Source organism: Novipirellula methanifontis, assembly GCF_052161655.1.
Taxonomy (GTDB): Bacteria; Planctomycetota; Planctomycetia; order Pirellulales; family Pirellulaceae; genus Novipirellula.
In genome coordinates, this window is sequence record NZ_CP197418.1 from 5,244,252 (window position 1) to 5,268,569 (window position 24,318).

General features: G+C 50.8%; 18 protein-coding genes. 14 read left to right on the forward strand and 4 right to left on the reverse strand.

All coding sequences use genetic code 11. The features are described from left to right. The first annotated feature begins 105 nt into the window (after nt 1-105). From SH528x_RS19095 to SH528x_RS19110, 4 genes are all read left to right on the forward strand, one after another. Nucleotides 106-720 (forward strand): RNA polymerase sigma factor, encoded by a 615-nt coding sequence (locus tag SH528x_RS19095; RefSeq protein ID WP_442505048.1) that lies wholly within the window; start codon nt 106-108, stop codon nt 718-720. A 58-nt stretch (nt 721-778) separates the two neighbouring features. After that, entirely contained in the window at nt 779-4,666 is a 3,888-nt protein-coding gene (locus SH528x_RS19100; RefSeq protein ID WP_442505049.1) for a protein kinase domain-containing protein, read from the forward strand. 224 nt (nt 4,667-4,890) lie between these two features. Then, on the forward strand, nt 4,891-5,499 hold the full coding sequence (locus SH528x_RS19105) for a tyrosine-type recombinase/integrase (RefSeq protein WP_442505050.1): 609 nt from the start codon (nt 4,891-4,893) through the stop codon (nt 5,497-5,499). Between the two features lie 918 nt (nt 5,500-6,417). Next, on the forward strand, nt 6,418-6,630 hold the full coding sequence (locus tag SH528x_RS19110; protein ID WP_442505051.1) for a methyltransferase domain-containing protein: 213 nt from the start codon (nt 6,418-6,420) through the stop codon (nt 6,628-6,630). 34 nt (nt 6,631-6,664) lie between these two features. Here SH528x_RS19110 and idi read toward each other — a convergent pair whose 3' ends face one another. After that, nucleotides 6,665-7,189, reverse strand: coding sequence for an isopentenyl-diphosphate Delta-isomerase (idi, locus tag SH528x_RS19115; RefSeq protein WP_442505052.1), 525 nt, complete (start codon nt 7,187-7,189; stop codon nt 6,665-6,667). Nucleotides 7,190-7,789: 600 nt separating this feature from the next. On the opposite strand from idi, the gene SH528x_RS19120 reads away from it, so the two are divergent. Together SH528x_RS19120 and SH528x_RS19125 are read left to right on the forward strand one after the other, a co-directional pair. Then, a complete protein-coding gene (locus SH528x_RS19120; protein WP_442505053.1) occupies nt 7,790-8,944 on the forward strand; it encodes a DegT/DnrJ/EryC1/StrS family aminotransferase in 1,155 nt (384 codons plus the stop codon). A gap of 1,088 nt (nt 8,945-10,032) precedes the next feature. Beyond that, entirely contained in the window at nt 10,033-11,697 is a 1,665-nt protein-coding gene (locus SH528x_RS19125) for a carbamoyltransferase family protein (protein WP_442505054.1), read from the forward strand. A 43-nt stretch (nt 11,698-11,740) separates the two neighbouring features. Here SH528x_RS19125 and SH528x_RS19130 read toward each other — a convergent pair whose 3' ends face one another. From SH528x_RS19130 to SH528x_RS19140, 3 genes are read right to left on the reverse strand one after another with little or no spacing between them, the layout of a single operon-like run. After that, a complete protein-coding gene (locus tag SH528x_RS19130) occupies nt 11,741-12,676 on the reverse strand; it encodes an ATP-grasp fold amidoligase family protein (protein ID WP_442505055.1) in 936 nt (311 codons plus the stop codon). A gap of 4 nt (nt 12,677-12,680) precedes the next feature. Further along, nucleotides 12,681-13,520: a class I SAM-dependent methyltransferase gene (locus SH528x_RS19135; protein ID WP_442505056.1), complete on the reverse strand. Its 840-nt coding sequence runs from the start codon at nt 13,518-13,520 to the stop codon at nt 12,681-12,683. 33 nt (nt 13,521-13,553) lie between these two features. Next, the gene (locus SH528x_RS19140) at nt 13,554-15,155 is read right to left on the reverse strand and encodes an amino acid adenylation domain-containing protein (RefSeq protein ID WP_442505057.1); all 1,602 of its coding nucleotides are present in this window, start codon (nt 15,153-15,155) and stop codon (nt 13,554-13,556) included. Between the two features lie 151 nt (nt 15,156-15,306). Here SH528x_RS19140 and SH528x_RS19145 point away from each other — a divergent pair, with 151 nt between their 5' ends. From SH528x_RS19145 to SH528x_RS19180, 8 genes are all read left to right on the forward strand, one after another. Beyond that, nucleotides 15,307-15,624, forward strand: a complete 318-nt coding sequence (locus SH528x_RS19145; RefSeq protein WP_442505058.1) for a hypothetical protein — start codon at nt 15,307-15,309, stop codon at nt 15,622-15,624. 3 nt (nt 15,625-15,627) lie between these two features. Continuing rightward, nucleotides 15,628-17,487 (forward strand): asparagine synthase (glutamine-hydrolyzing), encoded by a 1,860-nt coding sequence (asnB, locus tag SH528x_RS19150; RefSeq protein WP_442505059.1) that lies wholly within the window; start codon nt 15,628-15,630, stop codon nt 17,485-17,487. Further along, the gene (locus tag SH528x_RS19155) at nt 17,484-18,632 is read left to right on the forward strand and encodes a hypothetical protein (protein WP_442505060.1); all 1,149 of its coding nucleotides are present in this window, start codon (nt 17,484-17,486) and stop codon (nt 18,630-18,632) included. The genes asnB and SH528x_RS19155 overlap by 4 nt, the downstream gene beginning before the upstream one ends. Beyond that, complete coding sequence (locus SH528x_RS19160) at nt 18,629-19,438, forward strand: hypothetical protein (RefSeq protein WP_442505061.1); 810 nt, start codon at nt 18,629-18,631, stop codon at nt 19,436-19,438. The genes SH528x_RS19155 and SH528x_RS19160 overlap by 4 nt, the downstream gene beginning before the upstream one ends. 3 nt (nt 19,439-19,441) lie before the next feature. Continuing rightward, nucleotides 19,442-20,362 carry a hypothetical protein gene (locus tag SH528x_RS19165; protein ID WP_442505062.1) on the forward strand — a complete coding sequence of 307 codons (921 nt, stop codon included), beginning with the start codon at nt 19,442-19,444 and terminating at the stop codon, nt 20,360-20,362. Beyond that, complete coding sequence (locus tag SH528x_RS19170) at nt 20,356-21,456, forward strand: hypothetical protein (protein WP_442505063.1); 1,101 nt, start codon at nt 20,356-20,358, stop codon at nt 21,454-21,456. The genes SH528x_RS19165 and SH528x_RS19170 overlap by 7 nt, the downstream gene beginning before the upstream one ends. A 99-nt stretch (nt 21,457-21,555) precedes the next feature. Further along, on the forward strand, nt 21,556-22,359 hold the full coding sequence (locus tag SH528x_RS19175) for a phytanoyl-CoA dioxygenase family protein (RefSeq protein ID WP_442505064.1): 804 nt from the start codon (nt 21,556-21,558) through the stop codon (nt 22,357-22,359). Next, entirely contained in the window at nt 22,359-23,951 is a 1,593-nt protein-coding gene (locus tag SH528x_RS19180) for a carbamoyltransferase C-terminal domain-containing protein (RefSeq protein ID WP_442505065.1), read from the forward strand. Before SH528x_RS19175 ends, SH528x_RS19180 begins: the two co-directional genes overlap by 1 nt. The last annotated feature ends 367 nt before the right edge of the window (nt 23,952-24,318 follow it).

The following is a 24,318-nucleotide window of genomic DNA, read 5'->3' on the forward strand; positions in this document are numbered from 1 at the left end:
GATTGTTCTAACAGCAGCCCACGAACACGGCTATACTCGCCGACGGGGAGCGTCTTGTTCCTAAAGTTGTCACTAACGAATTATGTCGTCCCTAACGAACCATTTATGTCGAACATACCCAACTTTTCGTTGACATCGCCGAGCCTTTTGGCAGGCTTGGCGTCACGCGACGACGAGATTTGGGTGCGTTTTGTCCAAATCTATGGACCTCTCATTGATGAGTGGATCGGTCGTGCTAAAGTGAATCCGAGTGCCGTCGACGACATCGCCCAAGACATCCTCCTCGCGATCGCGACGAGTTTCGACAATTATCATCATGACGCGAAGCAGAGTGGAAGCCTGCGACGTTGGATTTGGGGCATTGCGAAAAATAAGATCGCTGATTGGCAACGCAAAGACGCGCAGCAAGTGAAGGCAGGACGCGGTTTATCCTGTTTTCGTCTCATCAACCAATTGCCCAATGTCCCGTTTGAAGACAGTGACCCTGGTTCGCAGCACAAGACACGCATGCAATTGGCGGCCCGAGCGCTGGCGATTTTGCAGACAGATTTTGAACCGCTGACGTGGCAAGCTTTTTGGCGGTCGGTGATCGACGGTGAGAAAACTTCGGAGATCGCCCAAAGCTTGAACATGACCGCGGTGGCCATTCGACAATCCCGGTTTCGAGTCCTTCGGCGACTGCGGGAAGAATTGGGCGAGGATTTACCTGGCACGCTGTGATGATGTTGTTAAGGCTCGGGTTCTATTTTGCAGTAACGGTTTTGCGAAGAACTGGTGTATGAACAAAACCACTCAACACTGTCCCGATCCCTCGACCCTTGCGGATTGGATCGAGGGCGCGGTTTCGGACGAAATTGCTGAGACAGTAGTGGCTCACGTCAGCGAGTGTCAGACGTGCAACGAATGGATTGAACGGGCCGAGGCCGAGCCCCGAAGTTTGATCGCGTTGCTTCGTGCTGGAATCGGTGCGGACACGGTCAACGACACCGTCGATCATCTTTTTGCCCGCAATCGATCGCCTCCTCTGCCACTTCAGCCCAATGACATGCCAACGCACATTGGTGAATTTCGCATCGTTCGCGAAATTGGTCGCGGTGGTATGGGAGTCGTTTACGAAGCCGAGCAAGCCGCGTTGGGGCGGCATGTCGCGCTCAAGGTTTTGCCTCCGCATTCGCTCCAAGACGATAATCGAGTTAGACGTTTTGAACGCGAAGTGCAGGCGGCCGCCCGTTTGCACCATACCAATATCGTGCCGGTGTTTGGTGCCGGAAGTGATGGCGATTTGCACTTTTATGCCATGCAATACATCCAGGGCTGCGGACTCGATCGCGTGATTACTGACACTCGCGATCGACAGACGCAAGGAACCTCCGGACTTGAAACAGCGTTTGGGGCCGAGACAGATCCAGCGGTCAATGGTAATTCAGATAACTCGCTATTCGGCACATCTAACTTCGCGGTAACTGTGGCGAAATGTGAGCTGCCACATCAACGTTTTGTGGCAGAGATCGGTGCGCAAGTCGCTTCTGCCCTCAATCATGCGCATGCGTATGGAGTTGAGCACCGTGACATCAAGCCCGCAAACCTGATTCTCGATGAACACGGTACCGTATGGGTCGCAGACTTTGGGTTAGCAAAGCTTGATGATGGATTGGAGTTAACTGGCACGGGCAACATTTTGGGAACGTTCCGTTTCATGCCCCCTGAAACTTTTCAGGGACACTCGGACCCTCGCAGTGACATCTATTCACTGGGGATCACGCTGTACGAACTATTGACACTCGCACCGGCGTTTGCCTCCAGCGATCAGCGCCAACTTGTCCATGACATTACCAAGAGCGGTCCTCCACCTTTGACACAAGTCGTCGATGGCGTATCCCGCGACTTAGCAACGATCATCCACAAAGCGATCGCCCATGATCCACAGGATCGCTATCACAACGCGGCCGAATTGGAGCAGGACCTACGCAGTTTTGTTAACGACGAACCGATTTTGGCTCGTCGCCCATCAATGTCCGAACAACTCGTGCGTTGGGGGAAACGCAATCGTTCACTCGCGGTTTCGCTGTCCGCGTTCGCAGCCCTGCTGGTGATCGCATTTTTAGCGACGGGCTGGGCGGCGATTCACTTTCGGCGAATGGAACTTTCTCAACGGACGCTCACGACACAGCGTCAAACCGCGTTTGAACAGGCCGAGGCGAGTCGTCTCGATGCAGTCGCGAACCTCAAGCAAGCGAAGATTGGCGAATCAGACATGCAAACGATCTTAGGTCTGCAAGCGGCTGAAAAAGGCGATCTCGGTGAATCCCTGTTGTGGTACGCGAAGGCGGCCATGATCGGAGACGGGAGTCCTCGCCGTCTCTGGGCGAACTCGATTCGCTTCCGTACGACTCTGCGACAAATGCCCCAGCCCATCGTAGTGTCAGAACCGGGCTCCATACAGTCAATGGAAGAACTCGAATTTCATCGATCGGCGGACTTTTTTGCTTGTCACGCTTTTCTCGACCAACACTCCGATTTCATTTGGAATCTCGCTTCCGATAATCGTTTCAAGTTTCCCCCGGAAATCGGCAATGCGTATCGCGTTCGCTGGAATCCGGCAGGCGATTTGCTTGCTGTCGCGAACGACGCGAACCAGCTTCATCTACTTGCATTTCCTGAGTTGAACGTACTTCATCAGGTTGATTTTGCATCTCCAGTCAGGCATCTGAAATTTACTTCCGACGGAAAGAAACTCTCGATCGCGACAGGTTCCAGCGCCTGCTTAATGTCCATGTCGGCCCCTTGGTCAACGATCCAGTGCCAACCGCTCGATGAGCAGGTTTTGGCCTGCGTGTTCGATCCAACGGATACGAAATGGGTCGTGCTGGGTGCCGATCAATTCGGTGTCATTGATATTTCCGATTTATCGGCAACGCCTTCGGTTTCGCTTCGAGGCCGTCATCAAAAACGTAGCCTCGGTGGGACAATATGGCCACTGTTCACCACCGCCAATGAAATTGTCACACTTGAGATACGGACTCTTGCCTGGTACAGTTTAGAAACCAACGAGAAAACGCGAATGCTGGCGTTGCGGGACAAGCCGTATTGTTTCACATTGGCGCCACAGACGGACGACATCTACACGTTCGCATTTTCAGGCTCTCATCGAATCACGGCTGATGACATTACGCCCATCGGCCAGGAACCCTACTTGGCCGTTGCACAAATCGGATCGACCGTTTCGTTGATGACCGTTGGTCCGCGGCCGACATCTCGAGTATGGGATAGCAGAAACGGCAAGTCTCGATTAGGGCCGATCTACAATAGTGTCGGTTCGCGGCTGATCTCCTTTTCGACTGACGGCAAGAAAGTTGCAATGGCCAATCACGATGAGCAGTTCGGTGTCTGGGCCTGGCCGGGCGAGACACCGCCCGCCGAGATCACCAAGTTCCCGCGCTCATCCAACTACGATCACCAACGATTCAGCGCGGACGGGAAACACTTCTTAACAACGAATCGAGCGACACAGCGTGTTGAGATCTTTGACTCATCAACGGGAAAACAGATCGGTCGATCGATTCATGCGAACGGTTCTATCTTGGATGCTCATTTCTTAGGCGATGGATCGCGAATCGTGACGTATTCTAAATTGACCGCCAACTCTTCGATCGTCGAGGTGTGGACATGGCGTGACACGATTGAGCGAGTACAAGCGATTGAACTCTCACATCGAGCGCAAAACGATTTGCGTGGCCGCTGCGCAATCCAGCCGGATCGTACCGGCAACTATTTGGCGATCATTTTGAGCGACAACGCGATCGGCATGTTGGATTTAGTCGAGGGCAATACGCTTTGGACATCAGCATTGGAAATGCCCTTGTCGATTGAGAACTTTGAATATCCCGATTGGCTGTTTGTGGCGTGCCAGTCCAATGTTAACCGTAATGACAAAACATTCGTTCGGATCGACCCACTGAGTGGCAAGAAAATTCTTGCTTATCGATCGAGCGGTCACGCCATTGACTTTGCGGTCGTACTGAAACGACGAGTCATCGTGGCCGGAACGACCTACGGGCTCAAATTCTACGATCTTGATACCGGTCGCCTACTGGAACGACCCGACATCGGGCTGCCGAACTGGGTGATTGCGATGACCGTGTCGACCAGCGAAGATTACTTGATGGTTGTTACCAAAGACGATCTGCTAAGGGTATTCGACACGGAGACGTTCGAGCAGGTATCGCCAACGATGGAAGTGGGTGCCGACCCACGATGTGGGATGCTGTCAAATGATCGAATTATCGTGACGTACGATGATGTCGGAATGGTTCGGTTTTGGGATTGGCGTGATGGTAAATCCCTGGGCCAGTCCGTGTTGGTTCCGACGAAGTTGCTGGATCAAAAATCCGGTGGGCACTGGTTTTGCGTCAACCATGATCAACGACGGATGTTGATTGGTGGGATCCCTGAATCGATACTCTACGATCTCGATGACTTTCACAGTGAGACGTTTGTAGAGCCCGAATTCGCACAGCGTTGGGCCGAACTCGTTTCGCAGCGCAGCATCTCGGGCGGCATTTCGAGTTTGTCGGCTCGCGAGTGGTTCGATCGCTGGGAAGCATCCACTGACATCCGAGATTATTTCCGTGATCATGGCGAGCAGGCAAAAACTCCCCAAAAGTAGCTCACTTTCTTGCCGTCCTTCAACACAGCCCTGGAAATGCGGTTGCATTAGCAAACGCGAATGACTTGTTGAATTCGTTCTTTCCAGTCGACGCTGAACGAATATGCATTCATGAACGCTTCCTTGATCAAGGCGGCAAGTTTGGGGTGACGAACTTTTACTGCGAATGTTTATTCGCCCTCAACGCTACCGATTCGGACTGATCTTGCTGCCGAACTACGGGCATGGATCGCCGGAAAGTCCCCTCTGATTGCGTGTTTCGTGTTCCGTCGGGATTGCTCGACATCTTGGACAAAGACATCGAAGCGGCTGGAATCCCCAAAGTGGACTCGGAAGGGCGAGTCGTCCACGTTCACGCCCTTCGTCATTCGTTTGGGACTCACCTGTCGAAAGTCGGAGTCACGCCCAGGGTTGCCCAAGCAGCGATGCGTCACAGCAACATTAGTTTGACGATGACGACCTACACCGACCCGCGATTATTGGACACCGCCGCGGCTGTGGAATCGCTACCAACATTCGACGAACCACGAATGCTTGCACCGACGCTTGCACCAAATCTAGGCAATTGTGGTAAATCAGGGTCACTTGCTGTCCATTCCGCCGGTATTTCCGACGATGAGCGATTCGGTCCGCGCACGAAAAAAACCCGTGAATCACGGGGTTTTTCTGATGCGGCCGAGAGGACTCGAACCTCCACGGGATTAACTCCCACTAGGCCCTCAATCCCCTCTCTTACCGTTGAAATAGGGTGGCAGTTGAGTTGCAATCGCACTGCTCACATGCAGTTACGTCAAACTCACGTTGAGGTCGAATTGTATCCAAATTGGACCTAAACGTCCAGTGTTGCCACTGAAACGCCACTGAAATCGTGGTGTTGAGTCCCGCTAGGCTCGAATCCCCTGTTTAACCAGTGGTTTAAGAAGACAAATGAGTCGCAAACGAAGTGCTCGCAGGTGAGCACGTTAAACTCGCTGAACCCAAGCAATACTCAAATCTCCAATCTTGCCTCTAATTCGCCGCCAAAATGGAACCGCGTTCGGTAGTATACTGACGAACCTCTATACTTCTGTTCCGTAGACACTCAGAGCTTTCCTTTCGCCTTTCGGATGCTCACCAAAACCCCGCAAATTGCGTGGTTTTCTTTTGTTTGTGGCTTTTTCCTATCTTCGATCTCACGTCGGTTTTGCGAATTAGTGGGTGGATTAGTGGGCAGCAATTCCACGGCATGCCCAAGAAGCTCGCATGATTCTAGAATTGAATGGTCGATTCGATGCATCATCGTTGCGGGGCTGGTTGAGCTTCGTCATGACAACTCAGCAGCCCTTCGAGTCGTCTCGATTCAAGGTAAAAAGAGTTTACAATGAGCCATTCCTATAAACCCAAGAGTGCCCTGGACACGAAGCCCGCAACAATCTCCTTGGTGTAGAGACGGCAGACAACCTAAACTAGCACGGGCTACACAGACCAAAATATTTCAAGCCGTATTTATGCCCCAAAGCAGCAAAACTCGTCAACTGTTCTATCGCATCGCATTCTTCGGGATATCGAGGAAGTGCCCATGCTGCGGGGCATCGTTGCGGCGATTCCTTCCCTTTGGACTCGTGACAAGAACGGAGGCGAGTTGTCCAGTGTGTCATTCACTCGAAAGGCATCGTCTGACTTGGGAATTGATTAGACGAAAAACGAACTTGCTGAATGGTGCAAAAAAGAGACTACTGCATGTTGCTCCGGAACCAATTTTGTCAAAGCTCATGCAGGAACATGATTACATAGACTATTTGTCAGCCGATCTCGTCAATCCAAAGGCTTTGGTAAAGATGGATTTGACGGAAATTGAATACCCAAATAACTCTTTCGACGTTGTTTACTGTAGCCACGTTCTCGAGCACATTCAGGACGACAGTTGTTTGATCGAAACTTCTCTTGTGTCCATTGCGACGTATTTGAAACAGTTGCGAGTTTAGGCTGACTTAGAGATGCCATTCCAATATCGTAGGTCTAAAAACCTTTTTCGATTTCCTGACGCACGCGGTCAAAAAGCAGTCTAAACCATTCGGTAAAATGCTCAGGGTGCATTTTCAGTTCTTCAGCCAACGATACGGTGTTAATGTAGCGGTAGGCGACTACCTCTTCTTTATTGATGATGGGTGGAACATTCGATTGGCCGACAAAGATATGGTCCAGCTCTTTCTCGATCAGATTGTTGTCAAGACTGGCCGTATATTGAAAGGTAAAGGCCTTTTTTAGGTTCACATCAAGACCCATTTCTTCTGTCAGTCGCCTCCTCGCAGCATCGATACTAGATTCGCCTTTCATGGGGTGTGTGCAGCTAGTGTTAGACCATAGCCCGCCAGAATGATATTTGTGGTCGGCCCGCTTTTGCACCAACCACTCAAAATTTGAAGTGAAAACAAACACGGAAATGGCCCGATGCAGGACACCCTTTTCATGTGCCTCCAGCTTGCTCATGTACCCAAGCACTTCATCCTGATTGTTGACAATTATTACCTCGTTTGGATTCATTTCATCGCCTTTGTTGACTTACGGTTTTGCCGGAGGCTGTGAATTCAATTTTGAACTGTGAGTCAAGGCATAGGCAATCAAACTCAAATTCACAGGGTTGCTCGTCCTCACTCTTCTTATCTAAAGACCTGCTCATATTGTTTCGGAGAATTCTGTCGCATATGCCCGTGCGACGAAATTGAATTTGCGGTAATATCGGGGTGAAAGTGGGGCTGGGACGCCAAGTTTGCTCTCCATCTTTGTTATCATTGGGAACTGAGACGTGCTACATAAAGATCGCTTCCGGCCGCCCCACCGCATGATCCAGGGCACGCTCTTTACTGTAGCTGATTCACAGTGCGGTAGAAGCTCACTAATCTGCTTGCAGAGAATTGCCAATTCGCGATGCACTGACATTTGCGAGGAAGCTGCATGGGATGGTGGTCGACGAGTGGGCCGTCAAATCACAGTAGGCAGTATCGAGAAGCCGCCACCCATGGCGTCTATCTGCTCAAGCCGAATCTGGAGGGCTGGAGTCGAAACGTGATAGGCCACCTTTTTGGTTTAAATTAGGGCCACGATCGCAGTAACTCGCTTTTACCCGGCTTCGCTTGATTTGCTATGCCCCATTTTTTGAATACGCGTGACCAATCGATTCTTCCGTCCGGAGGTGAAAATATCGTGCTTTTTCATCCCCACGTAGCCAAAGGAACGCTGGAGGAAATCGCCGATACGCTGCAAACCCGCTGGATCGGTCAAGGGCCGAAGGTCGAAAAGTTTGAAACGAATTTCTCCGCGAAGCTAAAACTCGATCACACGCCAATAGCTGTCGGCTCCTGTACCGACGCATTGCATTTGGCGTATGTGCTTTCTGACCTTGGGCCAGGCGACGAAGTGATCGTGCCGGTGTTCACCTGTACGGCGACAAGTATTCCATTGCTGTATCATGGAGTGAAATTGCGGTTTGCCGATTTGCAGGCGGACACTATGAACATCGACCCAAATCATGTGGCCAGGCTGGTGAACGAGCGCACCAAAGCGATTGTGGCTGTGCACTACGGCGGCCTGCCGTGCGACATGGATGAACTACAAGAGATCGCCGACCAGGTAGGTGTTCCAGTTATTGAAGACGCCGCACAAGCCGTGGGCGCTACCTATCGCGGCAAACCGATTGGCGCGATTTCCGACTTCACCACGTTTTCGTTTCAAGCGATTAAACATATCACCACTGGAGATGGTGGCATGCTAATGATCAAAGACGTCGGTCTGAAGTCGAAAGCGAAACGCATCCGCTGGTTTGGCATCGACCGCGAAGCAAAGCAAGGCGGCACTTGGGCCAACGACATCTCAGAAGTTGGCTACAAATATCAAATGAGCGATATTGGCGCCGCGATGGGTCTGGCTGCGCTGAAGACGCTCGATCAAACGCTTAGTCTTCGGAGAGAGTTGTTCGCTCGGTACACCGAACAACTCGAAGCCGTTGCTGGAGTCCAAGTAGTGGGCACCGGGTTCACCGATCGCGAACATGCCGCTTGGCTGTGTACAGTGCTGGCTGAGCGCAGAGCCGATCTTGAAAACAAGCTAAGGGAACATCAAATAGAATCGGGGCAGGTGCACTTCCGCAACGATCGTTACAGCATCTTCGCCAATTTTCGTTCCAACGATTTGCCCAATATGGATGCGGTGGAAGAAACATATCTCGTGCTCCCACTTCACACTTATATGACGTTGGCCGACGTCGATCGTGTTTGCGATACCATTCGGTCAGGCTGGTAGCGTCTCATGTCGTATATTTTCATCCTCGCCAATCGACTGACGGCGCCTCATTTGAGCGTTAGATCGCTACAGTTTCACCTGTTGTTTTAGCAGAAGTCGAACCTCGATGTTCAGTTCGACGGGCGCCAAGCCGAAACGTGATATGCCGCTCCCCAGCGTTGGCTAAAGCGAAAATTCATGGTGCACCAGCCGAAAATTTGGATAGCAATACTTTGGCCGTGCAAGAACGGGAAATCTTCCGCATTGCACGAGATTACGACCTGACAATGTCGATAACCGTGCCATCCTGGTCCCTTCACCAGCAACTGTGCGAAACGTCGAATAAAAAATCCTAGTCGACATTTCGCTGGTGTTTGACCGCCCGTTTCTGCTGACAATGAACTCGAGCGAATCGACGAATTGCCCGCCATCGCGGACGCTGAGACTAGCGAAAAGCGATACGCGCTGAAGCTACGACCTGAGACATAACTCGCAAGTGTTCGTTGTAACTGATTCGCCACAGTTGGAATCCTCCGCGCAACATCGCAGCGAAAACGAATTTGTTCGCTCGCAACAACATGATTCTCGGCGTGATGACTCGCAAAAACAATAGGTTGGATCTGTTTGCAAGGAACGACCGATGATCTGTATCGCATTCTCGAAACATAGGAACGTTTGTTCAAGAATCTCGAACATTTTCATTTGTGTTTATGTTTACTTGGTACGCATCCCAAATGCTTGCCTCCTTTTGAAAATGTGCGATATTCTGTCGTGACTTCGCACGATGTCGATTCTTGCTACCAAGGCACGGAAAAAACACGCACAAAAATGAACCGTTCACGGTCAGTTTCCCCTTGAGGATTCAAAGACACCGTGATTCGCGGGGATTCCGTTGCAGACGCCGAAAAATCATCGCAAAACACTTGTAAAATTTGACACGGGAAAACACGGTGTTTTTCGGTTGACGGCGAACTGCTGCCAAAAACGTGAGGGTTGGCCGCGATACCAACGTCCAAGATTCGGCGAAAAACGAAACCGCGTACAGCACAGCCCAGACGTCCTGTTGGCCAAACCTCAATCTCTGGAAACCACTCTTTGAAATGCGCAACATGGAACCACGATTGACAGTGCTTGGAGTCAATGCTGCTCACGATGCCTCTGCGTGCATTCTCGTTGATGGACGTCTCGTTGCTGCAATCGCTGAGGAGCGCCTCACCCGAGTACGGCACCATGCTGGATTTCCCTATCATGCATCTAAGTATTGTCTAGCGGTTGCCAGAATCAAATCCATTAATGACCTTGATTGTATCGTATTGAACCAAGCTCCTTCGTCCACGCGTTTCGACTCTGAACTTGTGTTCGGCGGGTTCACAGGAACCCTTTTAACTAACCCGTCTCACCATCTACTACACGCATACTACGCATGGGTTGCATCGAATTTCCAAGAGACCGCGATCATGATCGTTGATGGCAGTGGATACAGTTTCGATGAACACAGGTCTAGAAATAGTCCATTGCTAGGAACTGCACCTCCTGACTCTGCAATGGCCGAAGCTATGTCAACATACGTTGCTCATGGCCAATGCATCGAGCTTGTAGAAAAGACGTGGGCTCGGTGGGGTCCGAGTGACGACTACCTGCGTTTTCCAAGTCTCGGCCATATGTATTCAATGGCTTCGCAGTACATTTTCGGGCACTGGAAATATGCTGGCAAGACTATGGGGTTGGCCTCGTATGGCGATCCAACATCTTTCCCGGAACCTTTCATTGAGGCGGATGGATCGCAGGTCATTGTACGTACCGACTGGCCACTCACATTACCGCCTCGGTCAGAGTTGCCCGCTCATCGCGATAAAACTTGTTGCGATGTAGCAGCCAAAGTCCAGTCGGAACTTGAGCGTGCGATGCTTCACATTGCTTCGCAACTCCAGGAACAGACAGGACTGCGCCAACTTTGCATCAGCGGGGGAGTTGGTTTAAATAGTGTCACCAACGGAAGAATTCTCCGCGAGTTGAACTACTCTGACTTGTATGTTACTCCTGCAGCAGGTGACTCGGGAGTATCTGTGGGCGCCGCGTTCTATGGCCACCATATATTGACTGGTGAACTACCGGTTCGCCCAAGACGAACTGACTTCCTAGGGCGACGCTATACAGGAAAGGAGATCGATCTAGAATTGAAGAATCGCTCCCATCTGATCAGTTGTGAATCAAACAGCAACGATGTCAGTCATGCTGCGAGCGATATTGCAAACGGGCGGATTGTTGCTTGGTTTGAAGGGCGGAGCGAACTAGGTCCACGAGCGCTGGGGAATCGAAGCATACTGTGTGATCCGCGTTCGGTTGAGATGCGGGATCATTTGAATGAACAAGTAAAAATGCGAGAGCCCTTCAGGCCATTTGCAGCATCGGTGTTGGCTGAGCATGTGCATGAGTATTTCGATATGCCTTGTGAGGACCCGTTTATGCTCATCGTCGCACCAATTTGGCCCCATTGTCGCGATGAGATTGCTGGCGTGTGCCACGTCGACAACACTTGTCGCGTGCAGACCGTTTCGAATGAGCATGAGGGGCAGCTTCGCGGGCTAATCGAGGCATTCAAGAAAATCACGGGACTGCCTCTGCTCCTGAATACATCGTTCAACATCAAGGGACGTCCGATCGTAGAGACACCCGGCGACGCGTTGGACTGTTTCCTCCAAAGCAACATGGACGTGCTTTACATTCACGGACGACGTGTCACTCGAAAACTAGAAGGCAGCCAGCATCGTTGAGGTGCATCGCAAAACAATTTCCTTTGAGTGAAGTCTCGATCGCTTAATGGCGATGACCGAGAGAACCTTGTTGAACTAGAGTTTTCACCTCACGGCTTTCAGCTAGAACAAGACCGCCAGTCCCTTGCAAGCTTGGCAAGTGAAGCCATGACCCCAAGATCATGTGCCATCGTTCTGGATCAAGGTGCGCCCAACCTCCCGATGGAAAAACCGTCAGTTCACCGACATAAATCCGACCATTCACGTTGAATAGATCAACCCGAAGAAAGTGAAATCCTTCAGACAGTCTGGTCGCGACTCTCAGCATCTCATCAAAATTCGTTGGCATGTGTGGATCGACCTCGGGGGCCGGCAGGCGAGCCCAAGTCATGTCCATTTTCTCCCACTTCGTATCGTAATAGACTCGTTCTTGTGATCCGTTCGCAAGATCCATATCAACGTGCAGGAATTTTGGAGTCCCCGCAAAACAGTAAAACTTGTAGTCGCGAAGTGGCTCTCCTGCATTCCCGACCAACTCCTCAACAATGAGTCGAGGCTGAATCCGACTGTACATCCACTCGCCTCGTTGCGCGCCGTGCTTCTGCTGGAGCCAGGAAGCACTTAGCCTTTTGACCGATAACCAATCGACAGATTCTTTGTTAAGCCATTGAAAGTTCATTTTCCATCCGTGAGTTGCCTTGAGGACTCCAGCGTTCGGCAGCAACGAGCAAGAAATTGCTTCAGCCGACTCAAACACGTTCGTGCAATTAATTAGATAGCGTGCCCCAACTCGCTCTCGGACAATGTCTCTCACAGCAAGCTTGTCTGCAATTGAAACCAACAATGGCCTCCGGTCGAATATCTTTAGCCAGTTCAACTTCTCGAAAAAAGTTACTGGTTTCTCAAGCGGGAAGTCGCGACCGAATTTCTGCCTGTAAATGCTGTTAATTAAGCAATATTCTGGCACGGACTCGCATGGAATCTTGTCTTCTGTTGTCAAAAGTCTACACCACTGTCCATTCTGGGCTGCCGCTATCAACGCGAACATGGAGAAGTTCAATAGGATACGGGACACCCTTTGGTGTGGCAAGTTTCCTGATGGCGTTCTCCATGCTGCAGCGACACTCCTCGACAATTTCATTTGGGACGCCACAAAGTTGCCCCTCAAAACGCACCCACCAGTTCATGTGCCCCTCAACAGTGTCGTAGAAGGTATCGGTGGTTTGGGTGACCGTAACATTCTTCTCTGGAAACGCCTTTGAGAAGATTTCCTCGGCCTCTTTTTGATTCATCTGGCACCTTAGTTTTGCCGCTTTCACCAGCCGATTTGCTCCCAAGTGTTTTAAGAAGAGAGGCGTAGTTTCTTTGATAAAGTTTCGTCCGGTCCCACGGCCCGCGAAGAACAGATCCAAATCACCAGAAGCACCTAGCACCCTAGCGAGTTCCTGCGCTGACAACTCAGGCGCGGTCGTCCAGTGGAAAGAGTGAATGCTATAAAGGTAATCGGCGGAGGAATCTGGAAGCGGTAAACGCTCAAATCTGCCATCGAGGATTTGAACGTTTGGAAATTTCGCATTCACATCCTGTGCGCGTATTCGCAAGTTGCTCGCAGGCTCGACTCCGATGAGGTCCACTGGATGGGCTAATTCTTCCGCGAGCCTTCGCAACATTGCTCCGGTCCCGCAGCCGACGTCGACAATTGAACCGTACGTCATCCGTGACAAACGTTTTTGCACTTCGCGGAAAATTTGATTAGCGGAGCGGCTCCAACAAGATGTACCTGAGTGCTCACTCTCATACTCGCGAGCCAGTCGAGAATAGGCGTCGATTACTGTGGATTCCATGGTCAATTGATACGCCTTTTGCATACGTGGCTGCTATGAACTTGTTTCTTGGCCCCCAAGGCCGGATTGGATCAAGCATTGTAGGGCGCGACGATCCGTTTTTCCATTGTGCGTAAGGGGGAGTTGCTCGAGTTCGACGATCATCCGAGGTACGGCAGGAGGCGGCAAGCGGCTTGTGCAGTACGAGGTTATCTCAGATGGGCTGGCCTTAGGCTGGCAAACGAATGCGACCACACCCTCGACGAGGCCATCGACTCGCGGCCACCCGATCGCCGCAACGCTGTCAGTTTGGGCACCATTTCGAAGCACGCTCTCAATTCCTTCAAGCTCCACTCTATGCCCTCTTACTTTCAACTGGTGGTCGCATCGCCCCAGGAAATGCAAACGCCCACTCGGATCTTGCATCGCTCGATCACCGGTCCGATACCAAGATGTGTTTCCCTCGCCTGGCAGTTGAACAAAAGCCTTCTCGGACACGCTGGGCTCTTGGAAATATCCAGACACAACTTGGGATCCCGACAGGAATAGCTCGCCTGGTTCCCCATCATCGCACTGCGAGCCAACTTCATTAATTAGCCTTACTTTCTGCCCATTCAACGCGTTCCCGATTGGAACGCAATCAGTAGGGTAAGTTTCGCTAGGAGCAAATTTACATGAAGTGATGGCAATTGTGGTCTCCGTTGGCCCGTACAGGTTGTATAGCTCACCGTCCGGGGTCGCGTTATGCCACATAGCTGCTGCAACGTGGGTAAGCTGCTCGCCACAAAACAAACTCACACGAAGTGTCGGAAAACCATTGGAGCGCAACAGCCCGAGCCCTGACAGTATTCCGATAACGGAAGGAACTGAAAACCAAACGGTCAACCGATTGTCACGAATGAACTTGGCGGGCAACGCAATGTGTCGATCTGGAATACAGTACAAAGCCCCGCCCCCAAGCCAACATACGAACATATCGTGCACACTTAAGTCAAACGTCAGTTCGAAGTTTTGAGAAACTCTATCGCCAGGATGGACTTCAATAACATCCGAGATGTTTTTCAAGTACGAAGACAATTGACGGTGGCATACCGGGACCGCTTTAGGCCGCCCTGTTGAGCCTGACGTAAATAGGATGTACGCAAGTTCTTCGTCGCTTGTATCAGCAACATTCAGTTCCGAGTGGCGAGAACAAGGACTGTGCTTTCCATGTTCGGACGCTTGATTTACGGCGATTGATGCCATCGAGCAAGCCTCGTTCGCGATGCCCGGCAATATCAACTGAACACATGAACACACATCCAGTGCCTTTGCCTTGTCGATGCATTCGGGGCCAACAACCATTGCCTCGCAATTCGCGCCTTGAACCATCTGACGCAGCATCAGTGTAGGGCATCGGGGATCGAGCGGTACATACACATGGCCCCGAGCGAGGATCGCGAGAACGCTTGCGTACGCCTCAACGTTCCGTCGCGCAAGTATCGCGATACGAAGAGGATGCCCTGTCTTTTTCGACGGCAGCAATTGAGCGTAGCTGCTGGCAATCCTGGCCAATTCCGCATATGTGTACTCAGTCGCGTCTACCACCAACGCGACATGGTCAGGGTATGCTACAACGCTTTCCGTAAATTTTTGGATGACGTGATTAACCATCATTGGGTTCCGTTGACGAATTCGGAATTCTCTTGGGGCTTCACTTTCTAACAACGATTCGAGGGTGTGCCGAAGGGACGCATGGTGGCTGCGGGCAAAAATACCGAGTATAACATTTTTAAGCCAAATTACGCGGTAACGAAAGAGAGTTGAAATGTTTTCTCGAAAGTGGATCGACGAGCAGATTGCTCCTGTTTTCGAAGACGTTGGAATTAAGGTATCTGAATCATCTCGTGACTTGCTAGTGTTGGCTCTGAACACACAGATTGAAGAGGGGCTAGTCGAGAACCCAAGGGCTCTTGCTAGGGCGATCGAAGCATTACCACTCGAGGATCTTCCTGCGTTTTACAGAATGAAATATGGTAATCGGACGCTATCGTTCAATCGCACCGTTAGACTTCTAGCAGACCTGCATGAGCGATGGATTGACTCTAGGCACCTCGCAGAAGACTGTAGCCAGGATTCGGAGTAGCGTATGTGTGGCATCGCAGGTATCGTCTCGAGAGGAACGTTGGATGTCTACCAGGCCAAATTTGCTGTACGGGAAGTCTTGGAGAGGCAAATCCATCGCGGCCCAGAAGGAGTTGCGGTAGGGCATATCGGCCATTGCGTGCTGGGACATTGCCAGTTGTCGTTTCAAGCGATTGGACGCAATTGCCAGCCGTATTTTACTCGAAATGGTGATGCTGCGATTGTGATGAATGGCGAGATATTTAATCTCGACTCACTTCGGGCAAGATATGGCGGAGAACTAAACCTCAAAACAGATTCCGACAGCGAACTCATTGGAGAGCTGTATCAGGTTCTTGGGAATGATCTTTTTAAAGAGCTGAATGGAATGTTCGCAATCGCTGTATACAGTCTGCAAGATAAGTCGCTGACCCTTGCGCGTGACCGGCTGGGAAAAAAACCTCTCGCGTACATGATCGAGGGCGATCGAATCGTCTTTTCATCAGAGATGTCTTCCATTCTGGTTGCCAGGCAAGTCAATCGTGTCTCACGGCAGGCAGTTGCAGCATTCCTAACGTTCAATACGATTCCCAGCCCGCTTACGATGGTCGAAGGGATAAGAAAAGTTGAACCAGGGCACTTTCTAACTTTCTCGCCCGATGGAATAGATGAGGTCGGCTATTGGCGCATGTCCAATCTCCCAGCGTCAAAAGAGGCCTCTCGATCCATCGGTTGCTCGTTGTCTGAGCTTCTCCAGGATGCCACACATCGCCGGATTCAGGACAACGTGCAATACGGGTCACTGCTGAGCGGAGGGCTGGATTCAGCACTCATCACCTCAATTGCATCCAAAGCACTAGGCCCAACCTCGCTGCCTTGCTATTCGGTTGGCTTTCCAACGTCCCATCGTCACAATGAAGCAGCCGCAGCGCAACAAACAGCTGAATATCTTGGTTGTCCATGCAGTTTGATTAATGTCGATGCGACTTCGTTTCGCGATGCGGCAGGAATCGTATTGCGAAGTGTAGATGAGCCGAATGCTGATTCTTCGTTGGTCCCGCAGTTCATCGCTTCACAGGTGGCCAGCTCAGAAGTAAAGGTCTTGTTGAGCGGTGATGGAGCAGATGAGTTTTGGCTTGGGTACAATGTGTTCGCATGGCAACGGTACCTTGGAACTAAAATTGGTAGAAGTGCGTTTCGCTGCTTTGCAAGCCTTGCAAAGTTTCTGTTGGGATCAGCTGACTGGGAAAAGGCAATACGGTCGTGCGACGAACAAAAGCCAGAGCTGCGGTATTATCGAGCGATTTGCGGAATCTCACCCGACTTGATTAGCCTACCGCTGGACACGCACGGATTGGATTCAGCAATTGCGAGCTTTGTGAGTAATGCACGTCCCGACAGCGATGAACAGAGGCTTCAGTTCGGAATGATCGCCGTATTCCTTCGTAGTGGAATCCTGCAAAAGATTGACCAAACTTCGATGTTAAACGGGATCGAACTGCGGTCACCATTTTTGGACGAAATGATCGTTGATTACTCGCTGTCGATTCCGACGAATTCGAAGATTTCAATTCGCGCACTTAAGATGCACGTTAGACAGGCTGCTCGCAAATCCTTACCCAGATCGATTGCAATGCGAAGGAAAAAAGGGTTTCGATGTCCAATTGATGGATTACTTAGGAGCAGGGTCTTGCGAGAGTTGGTCGACGACAGCTTGCTCGCGAGATCGAGTCCAGTTTCAGGTGTCATCCCGCGTGATGGTGTTGAGCGACTACTGTCCGAGCACTACGAGCAGAGGTCCAACAATGGTAAGCTGATATGGTCGCTCCTTTGCCTAGGCCTTTGGATGCAACATCGAGGACTTAGATTGGGTGAAGGTGAATGAGAATTAAAATTCTTGGTATGTCTACGTGGGGTGCGCTTGGGAATTGGCTTTCAGCCAAGGCTTTGGCTTCAGTGATATCAAACGAACGCCCAAACTGGGATGTCACGCTGATTCGGACGGACGACCATATCGAATCGCTCAGCAAAATCGGCGGCGAAATCACTCAAGCGACTCTCACGTCAACGTCGGGTCAAGAGCGACGAGAACTGTATTCGGGCATCATGGCGAGCTGGGACGATTGGTATAGCAGCGGTAACGAAGTGGTCCAGAGAGACGTTAGCGACGTAAACCGTCTCTTGGCTCCTGGCGATGCCGACTTGGTAATCTGCAGCAAGGGGTTGCTCGGTCGTTTGGCATCTGCCGCCCGATCACGCCATGATGCATCCTTCAAGATTGTTAATTACGTTACCAACCACGGCCATTTCCAATTTCCGTTGCACGCTTGCGACGCAATAGACGGATATCTTGTGCGTCTCGAGGCTGCCAAAGCATTTATATGCGAGAAGTGTTCTGTTTCGAACGAACGGGTTTTGAACATCGGCTATTTGCTTCCTCTTTCCCAACGATTCAATGAGCTTTCCACGGATGGACGAAACGCTACTAATGCACGCTGTATCGTGCTTTCGAATCGCGGCAGTTCTCATTACCTAAAACTGCTTCACTGTCTCAGCAAAAAATCATGGATTGGGAGCATTGCAGCGATCTTCCTAGGCTCCAGTTCACTGCTGGAAAATGCTAAAGCGTACGCATCTGCATGCCCCAAAACCGAAGTCTATGACAAAGTTTCGCAGGTAGAGTATCTTAAACTTCTAGGAAACAAGTCGGGGGTTCCCCTGTTCATTTCAAAGTGTAGCCCCAACGCCGTTTTCGAGGCCTTGGCATGTGGCATGATCCCAATCGTCATTCGCTCTGGACTGCCCATGGAAGACTGGGCCGCAGATTTAGTTCAAAGCGAAGAGCTTGGAATTGTTTGTGAATCAGAGGAGAAATTGGTAGAGTTTTTTGAATCATCAGAACCTCTACGATTTGAGACATATTTGGATCGTGGAAAGCAGTTTGTGAGTGTGATGCTTAATCAAGAACAGATACCCAAGAATGTTATAGAAGCCCTCCATAGCATACACAATTCAGGGGTAAGGCCGTGAGCAGTTTTTCGCGAGATCTTCCTGACTATTTCGTGCAAGAGTGGAACGATGCAACATTGAGTTTGCTCAAAGAAATGGATGACCTTGCGAAAGAGCTCGGGATGTCGGAGGAAGCACGGAGTTATATTCAATCACTTAGTGCTTATCCTAGGTTTCCGTACATCGCGGCACTATGGGTTCCCGACCATGATGACAGAATGAAAATTGGTTCAATAATCTGCATGCACGCGATTGGACTCAAGTTTCTCGACAATATTCTTGATGACGACTCCGGGCTCTCCAGACTTGACTTAGCACTCGGAAGCCCCATTGTTGACGAAGCTTATGTTCGACTATTGAGATACAGAAACGGCGTCAGGGCGGTTCGAAGACTTACTTGTAACGTAGCCAAGGTTTGGCGTGTCGAACTTCAGTACGTGCGAAATCCGCCAGTGAACCTTAAGGCTTGGTTGGACTACACTGAGACAAAATCGGGGCTCCTCATGAGTGCCTGGGCTGAGTCTGCATGCATTTGCGCTGAAGTTGAACCAGCAGGCGCCAAGGTTTTTTGTCGCGCCTATTGCATTTTGCTTCAGTTTGCGAACGATGCGCATGGTTACTCGAATGGCGAAAGGCAAGGTAATCTGATCCACTTGTTCGTGAACGGTGGAGCCACTCGCGTGGAGCTTGATCACCTGCTTCGGGATTTGGTGGATGAGGCTCGGACGTCACTGGAGATTGAATCGCCTGCCGTCCCAGTATGGCCACTCGTGGAATCTGCTGTTAGGAGATTTGATGTATTCATGCAGGAGTTTAACGAAGGATAGCCAATGAAAAAGTTCTATGTTTCAGATTTGCTCGCACCTCTGATAGATGCACAATCGGTCCGCGACATGGTGACGGAAGCTGTCATGAACGAAATCGGCGAACTGATAATTGAGTTGCCAGAAGGGACAAGAAGCAAGTTGTCGCCGGTTGCCCAATACTACGGAGGTAAGTGCATGGCATATCCTGCCGTGTGGTTTTTCTCGCAGTACTCCTCGATCGGGATTAATGACCTGCGGGAGCGCCTTGGTGAATCCGTCTCGACAATCTGCTTTAGCTTGTCTACCTCGGTCGCAGACGATCTAGTCGACGCGGACGAATGTCCGTCTGAGAAAGAACTGATGTTCTTTTACTTGCTGCTCATGCGATGTCTTGCGTCTGACGAATGGCAGGGCAAAGAATGGCGAAAAGCCTTCTCGAACTACGTGACGCCCTTAATTCCGATGTTTGTAAATTCAGGAGCCAGATTTCCAGCTCCCTGTAGTCCAGAAACTATTTCAAACGCTGAGGCTCAGGCCGCGAGACGGATTGGGAATTTCCATGGATTAATTGCGTCTCAGCTAGATTTGAACACGAGCGAGGCATCGCCGTTCATCGCACTCGCACAGCGTTTTGGCGATTGGTGTGCAAGGCTAGATGACGTGGTTGATTTCGATGATGACGCCAAAGCGGGACGATGGGATACGTTCCCGATAGCTGTAGCCGTTCGGGAACGACCGTCATTGGTATCGGTTGAGAAACTGGCGGATTTGTATGCGGAAATCCGTACGAGTGGATTACGAGAGAAATGCTTGGACACATTAACGACAGAGTTGCAAGAGATTGGAAATTCGGCTGCTAAATTGGGAGCAACCGGCTTGTCTAGTTCTCTGATGAACGCAGCGAAGAAGGTCTCTGGGACTCTTTTACCGATCATGAAATGTTAAAGAAGAAAATATTTCTTGGAATAGCCTCGCTCGTAAGAAACGGTTATCGCCCTGCCTACAACGGACCTCAATCAGTGCGTTTTTTTAGCAGAGATGGCTCAGAGACTTTACGCTGTCAGCCTTGGGCCGTTCCGAATGTCAGTCGAGCAAGTCGTGCAATACTTTTTGTGTTGCCGACGATGCGAGAAAGAAGCAGTAAGGCGATTTCGTCGATGATTCGAGTAATGGCAAGTCAGGTGGCCGAGGCGCAGGCGGAACACGTTGATTGCGACATTGCCATGATTATTGGGCTGCAATGGAAACTTAGTAAAGATGAGAACAGGGGGATAGATCATTTGCTGTCGATGCTTAGTACGTGCGACCAGGATAAAACCCATGTGTCTGGTTTGCTTCTAAATGGATTCCGAAAAGCTGATACCCTCAACGCCGTTATCGAAAACACGCAAAATATTTCTGCTATAGGATGGGTCGACGATGACGTGAGTCTTGAGCCAAACTGCATCTCTCAATTGGTAGAGGAGTGGAAGTCAGTTACGCATCCGTGCGCCGTTGGTGCGAAAAAGATCGGCAGCGCGCACGGAACGACTTCCGGAAGAGCGCTTAAGTGGGCCAAGGAATTCACTCGCCCCGCAATGAACTATCCTCACGGGTGCTGTATACTCGTGTCATTTCCCGTCCTCCGAAATGGAATTCCGCTTCGGTACGTTTCGGACGACGGCTTTGTGTGCTTCGAGCTTCTGAGGCCGATTTCAGCCGATCCAATGGATCGACTGATCATTTCCAGTAAAGCGGTGTGCCGTTTCACGGTCGGGGTATCAACGTTCGGTGGAAATGTACGAAGGATACGGCGGATCTTAATGAATCACGCGGTTTTTCTTGCTGACTACCCGTATGAAAAGAGCATGCTGTACATGCAGAACTGCCTGTTTTGGGGCCTTTGGCCGCTTGCGCCGATCGAGCGTCCATCGCTGCGTTTATCCGTAGTGATTAGATGGGCGCTAAAGTTACTCTATTTTGTGTTTTTTTGCGTTGTCGTCCTCGAAATAATCTTGCGAGGCATCATTGGACGACCGAGGAGAGTGATTCCGTGGTAGTCCTCATTTAACTGATATTTCACAGAGTCCTTTAACATGGTTTTAATTATAGACGGACGACCGACGCCTGACGCAATCCAAGCGTACGGGCGGGAAGGCTTGATCGAGTTTGAGCATCTTATTGATGAAGTTGCTATTGTCGATTTGGAACGCCGAATAGACCGAGTTATCGAAGGCGATTATGCATCTGGCATGCCGCCCAAATACCGTACAGCCGAACCCATCAGCGTGTCCTCGAAAATGTGTCGCGTGTCCTATCCAAGCATTTGTGATCCCGACATCAGCAGTATTCTAAAAGGGAGCGGCATTGGTCGTGCTGCTGCTGGGCTGATTGGCTGTAACGGAATTCAGGCGTGGTTCATACACGCGTTGAGAAAACCACCCGTCACCCGGTCCGAGGAGAACGTGGGGTACATCGGTTGGCATCAAGACGGCCAGTACGCGCGGAATTTCATGCACGGCGATTTTACGACGGCATTTATTTCACTAACCGATGTTGATGAAGACTGCGGTCCAGTCCGCTACGTTAATGGGTCACATCGCGGAAAGTTGCTGAAACGTGCGGAAGGGAGTGGGTTTAGTCATACGGGTGGACTGAATGTTTTGCGTGAGCGTTTGCTTCCGCATATAGACTGTGAATGGGACGAACGCGTTCACACACCGCGCCGGGGAACGGTCACGTTTCACCACAGTCGCCTGATCCACGGAAGTGGCCCCAACTTTAGCGAGCATCCAAGGAAAACACTGGTGCTACATCTCCGGTCTGAGTCAAACGCGTTTCTTCATACCGACGCGGTTCTTCCCACACACGACGGCACTTATCAGATTTCATTGATTGATCCTGTCGCCTGTCCTGTTCTCTTTGGCTCAAAGTCGCTGCTTGGCTGCGAGGAGTTTTTCTGATGAGTGTAGTGCTTGGTATACATAGCTGCGGGCATGACACAGGGGTTGCGGTTTTTCGGCACGGAGTGCTTGAATACGCAATCGAGACTGAGCGATTGACCCGGCGTAAACACGACGGGCGTGTGGAAAAGGTGCTTGAGCACCTTGCCAATCGATTTCCAGGTATCGATCGCGAAATCACTTTGGTGGCAGCGAGCACAAATCTAAATGGGCGAGCACTCGGAATTCGGCCTGCGGATGAACATCTTGCGCAAGATTGCATCTCAAAAGGCGGAAATCAGTTCTTGACACGATGCTCGCCGTTTGGAATAGAGACGCCGTGTTTAGTTGTCGCTCATGAAGCATCTCATGCGACGCTTGCGTGTCACTTTGCGGGCTGGCAAGAAGGCACATTAGCCTTCGTCAATGAAGGGAACGGCAGCTTCTCTCGCAACTCGGCGTATATCTATCAAGATCAGGCCTTGGCACTTGTGGATAGCGACACCCTTCCATGGTTTGGAACGGGAATCGGATGGACTGGAGTCAGCTGGTTTCTGGGTATGGGAAAGTCTCCTTCCTGCGCTGGCAAGGTCATGGCACTCTCTGCATACCACCACTTCGATGACGGTGACCTTCGCCCTCTTCTGAGAGAGTTACCTTCCAATTTGCATGCTCTATCGGATGACAAGCGGCTACAAGCGGCCAATCTAGTAAGATCAGCGGGGTCAGAAATCGTCGACTCGGAGCGAATGCAGTTCGCCCTTCCCAAGGCGCTGCAGAGCCTATTTACTGAGTCCTTGAAGAACGAAATTCAGCGTCTCGTTTCGCTGACCAATGCAAAAAACGTCGCGTTATCTGGTGGTTGCGCCCTGAACTTGCCAACAAATACTGTGCTTCGAGAGTTGTATCCAAATTTGGCGATCCCCCCCGCCTGCAATGACTCAGGCCATGCGCTCGGCGCCGCGCTGTACGCACTCCGATTTCACCTCAGCATCGATCCTTCGACATTTTCCGTTTGGTCTAATGGGCCGGACACAACTTCAGAGCCTAAGATTGATGACCACCGATTCGAATCATCTTGTTTTGACCCGAAGGTAGTAGCCCGATACCTGGACGAGGGTAAAGTGATAGCGTACTGCGATGGAGTAGCAGCGATCGGACCAAGAAGTCTTGGGAACAGGTCATTGCTTGGAAACCCCGAGACTCCAGGTATGCGATCACTGGTTAGCGAAAAAATAAAAAAGCGGGAGTGGTTTAGGCCACTTGCACCGATCATGACTGACGCCGCTTTTTCGAAACACTTTCCAAATCAACCGCTGTCACCGCACATGCTTTACCAATACCAAATGCCTCAGCTATTCCTGCCAGAGGCCACGCACGTGGATAATACAGCCAGGATTCAGACCGTTCCGGCGGCACATTCTAACCCGCGGTTGGTTGCGATTCTGGATGAGTTTTATGCAGCCACTGGAGTTCCAGGGCTGATAAATACATCATTGAATGCCAGAAACAAGGCAATCGCTTGTAACTACATGCACGTACTCGATGACTTCGAGAACGCTCCAGATGTTCATGCTTTTGTTTTCGGCGACCATATATTGACTAGGAAATAGCAGACTCGCTCCATTGATACCGTTGGTCCATGAGACAACGGCTCCGCGAATTAATGCCATGTTTGAACTCGAAATCATCTCGGCCAGCGACAATGCTTCATCGCCAAGTGAAGACCCCGAATCTAATTGGACAAACTCGGTCGCGGCAGTTTCGTTGCTCCCTTGGGAAGAGCATTGCACCGAGTGCGCTATGCCCGCCTGCTTTAAGACTTGCGAGTTCTATGAAGCTAGACCCGATGGAAAATGCCGGAGATTTAGTCATGGAATTGTATTTGTTCGCATGACTGCGGAATGGCCAAGAGCTATCGTTCGAGTGGACTTTAGGCAATGGGGAACATTGCTCGCATATGGGAGCCGTGTTATGCGA

Bases quoted from the DNA above. Each gene is read 5' to 3' on its own strand.
- SH528x_RS19095 (WP_442505048.1), top strand. From the start codon at position 106: ATGTCGAACATACCCAACTTTTCGTTGACATCGCCGAGCCTTTTGGCA.
- SH528x_RS19100 (WP_442505049.1), top strand. From the start codon at position 779: ATGAACAAAACCACTCAACACTGTCCCGATCCCTCGACCCTTGCGGAT.
- SH528x_RS19105 (WP_442505050.1), top strand. From the start codon at position 4,891: ATGGATCGCCGGAAAGTCCCCTCTGATTGCGTGTTTCGTGTTCCGTCG.
- SH528x_RS19110 (WP_442505051.1), top strand. From the start codon at position 6,418: ATGCAGGAACATGATTACATAGACTATTTGTCAGCCGATCTCGTCAAT.
- idi (WP_442505052.1), bottom strand. From the start codon at position 7,189: ATGAATCCAAACGAGGTAATAATTGTCAACAATCAGGATGAAGTGCTT.
- SH528x_RS19120 (WP_442505053.1), top strand. From the start codon at position 7,790: ATGCCCCATTTTTTGAATACGCGTGACCAATCGATTCTTCCGTCCGGA.
- SH528x_RS19125 (WP_442505054.1), top strand. From the start codon at position 10,033: ATGGAACCACGATTGACAGTGCTTGGAGTCAATGCTGCTCACGATGCC.
- SH528x_RS19135 (WP_442505056.1), bottom strand. From the start codon at position 13,520: ATGGAATCCACAGTAATCGACGCCTATTCTCGACTGGCTCGCGAGTAT.
- SH528x_RS19140 (WP_442505057.1), bottom strand. From the start codon at position 15,155: ATGATGGTTAATCACGTCATCCAAAAATTTACGGAAAGCGTTGTAGCA.
- SH528x_RS19145 (WP_442505058.1), top strand. From the start codon at position 15,307: ATGTTTTCTCGAAAGTGGATCGACGAGCAGATTGCTCCTGTTTTCGAA.
- asnB (WP_442505059.1), top strand. From the start codon at position 15,628: ATGTGTGGCATCGCAGGTATCGTCTCGAGAGGAACGTTGGATGTCTAC.
- SH528x_RS19155 (WP_442505060.1), top strand. From the start codon at position 17,484: ATGAGAATTAAAATTCTTGGTATGTCTACGTGGGGTGCGCTTGGGAAT.
- SH528x_RS19165 (WP_442505062.1), top strand. From the start codon at position 19,442: ATGAAAAAGTTCTATGTTTCAGATTTGCTCGCACCTCTGATAGATGCA.
- SH528x_RS19170 (WP_442505063.1), top strand. From the start codon at position 20,356: ATGTTAAAGAAGAAAATATTTCTTGGAATAGCCTCGCTCGTAAGAAAC.
- SH528x_RS19180 (WP_442505065.1), top strand. From the start codon at position 22,359: ATGAGTGTAGTGCTTGGTATACATAGCTGCGGGCATGACACAGGGGTT.